We start from the raw sequence: 2,039 nt of genomic DNA, 5'->3' as shown, positions 1-2,039 counted from the left end.
AGCTATAGCCTCCCGACTTAAAATCTCGGAACATCTCCTCAATATCAAATCTTTTTTGATCGGCAATTATTGCCGTCTCTAAATCCCCAAAATTTGTCAGAATATACCAAGGTTCTTTTGTTTGAAAACCCCGATAGTTTTTTTTCCACTTGCCAGCTAAGTTAAACTGTCCAAATCCCTGCTCTTTTGTAATATTGACATCATTCAAAAATAGTTGAGTTCTTGGACTTAAACCTAACTCTCTCATTTCTTGATAAATTCCTTCTTTTGTCTTGACATTTGTACTTTTTTTTGTCTTAAACAAAAGTACAAACTCTGCTTCTGAAGCCACTTTCCAAGACTGACCGAGCAAAATTCTCTATCTCCTAACACCACTATTTTATGACCTAATAGCACCGTCAATATTTTCCCCAATACTCGCTGCTGTTCTTCGAGATTACTACTTCCTTTTTTATCCAATATCTCCCAATAGATTGGGATGGCTCTCTTGTCATAAATTAGACTCACCATCAAGATATTAATTGCTCTCCAACTCGTTCGGTCTATGGCAATATATACTAATCCTTTTATTGTGAATCTCTCCTGCTGTTTTAACATCTCTTTTAGGCAGGGAAACCAGATTCTTTCAATATTCAGAATTTCCAGCTTTAAAAATCTTTTTAGTTTTTTTCGCCGAATCTCAAACAGGATTGGTATTGGTAGTGCTTCTGCTAATATCTCTAACTTGGCTTGCTTTAGTATTTGCCAGGTTCCAACTATCATTAACAACAGTAGATATCTGGCTCGCCCCAGTTCATTTTCTAACACTTTCTGGTATAGTTCACTTATCATTTTTGTTCTCTAGGTCATATTTACTATATATGACTTATCTTTTTTGGAAGTCTGTGTCTGTATTCCATGCTACATAAGCTTTTCAGCTGGCTTGTCCCCCTGTCAGGTGCTTGTGCCAAAACCTCTTATCAACAGGCCGAAGAAGATTTATAGCATTTCCTAAGCTAGTGAGGTACACCTATTTTTCTTCCCTTTTGCCTTCTGCCTCTTGCATGAGTGCCTAAAACCCATCACTTTTGTACCTCAGCAGACTGAAAAACGCTATATATTCGAGTTCTCGGAGCATCAAGATAAACTAAGACGCATTTTAAGCGTTTATAGGTCAGTACGAATGCTACGATAGCGTTGGGCGAGGATGCGAAGTCGGTCCTTGAATTGATCAGAGAAAAGGAGTTTAAAGGATGAAAATGACTTATCTGGAAGCTACTGCCAAATTTTACAGCGAAGTAGCCCAAACTCCCGAAGTGGGGCTATGTTGTGTCCACAGCAGTCCTTTGCAACTACCGGGGTTAAAAATCCCTGCCATTATGCAAGAGATGAACTATGGTTGTGGCACGACGGTGCAGGCCAATGAATTAGGCAATTCTCCCAGGGTTTTGTATGTGGGTGTGGGTGGTGGTTTAGAAGCACTGCAATTCGCCTATTTTTCCCGTCGTCCAGGGGGAGTCATTGCGGTGGATCCAGTGCCAGAAATGCGTTGGGCAGCCCAAAGAAATCTCAGCGAAGCGCTGCTGGAAAATCCCTGGTTTAGTCTCGATTTTGTGGAAATTAGAGATGGTTCCGCCTTTGAATTGCCGGTGGAGGATGCCTCCGTCGATGTAGTGGCGCAGAATTGTCTTTTTAATATCTTTAAACCAGCCGATTTACAGTTAGCTTTACGGGAAGCTTTTCGCGTCTTAAAACCGGGAGGACGTTTACTGATGAGCGATCCGATCGCCCCTCGTCCAATTCCCGAACATTTGCAAGAAGATCAGCGTTTACGCGCTATGTGTTTATCGGGGGCCTTGACCTACGATGATTATATTCAACAGTTGATCGCTGCTGGTTATGGTCAGGTAGAAATTCGGGCCCGTCGTCCCTATCGTTTACTGGACTGTCAGAGTTATAATTTAGCCGAGCCGCTCCTATTAGAAAGTTTGGATTCCGTGGCTTTTAAAGTAGCTATTCCCGAAGATGGGGCCTGTATTTTTACCGGCAAAACTGCTATT

General features: G+C 41.7%; 2 protein-coding genes and 2 pseudogenes. 1 reads left to right on the top strand and 3 read right to left on the bottom strand.

What is annotated here, in order from left to right:
* The 3 genes and pseudogenes from PX636_RS11985 to PX636_RS22895 form a co-directional block, all read right to left on the bottom strand.
* A pseudogene (locus PX636_RS11985) lies at positions 1-247 on the bottom strand (IS4 family transposase); the annotation flags it as partial.
* Entirely contained in the window at positions 244-807 is a 564-nt protein-coding gene (locus tag PX636_RS11980) for a hypothetical protein (protein WP_288117339.1), read from the bottom strand. The pseudogene PX636_RS11985 and the gene PX636_RS11980, both read right to left, overlap by 4 nt.
* A gap of 342 nt (positions 808-1,149) precedes the next feature.
* Positions 1,150-1,233 (bottom strand): annotated as a pseudogene (locus tag PX636_RS22895) (type II toxin-antitoxin system RelE/ParE family toxin); the annotation flags it as partial.
* Between PX636_RS22895 and arsM the strand changes: the two are divergent.
* A partial coding sequence (gene arsM / locus PX636_RS11975; protein ID WP_288117337.1) for an arsenosugar biosynthesis arsenite methyltransferase ArsM occupies positions 1,233-2,039 on the top strand: 807 nt, incomplete at its 3' end. The pseudogene PX636_RS22895 and the gene arsM overlap by 1 nt on opposite strands.

The organism is Microcystis sp. M53598_WE2, from assembly GCF_030067735.1.
In the GTDB taxonomy this organism is placed as follows: Bacteria; Cyanobacteriota; Cyanobacteriia; order Cyanobacteriales; family Microcystaceae; genus Microcystis; species Microcystis aeruginosa.
This window is presented reverse-complemented; position numbering and strand designations above follow the sequence as displayed.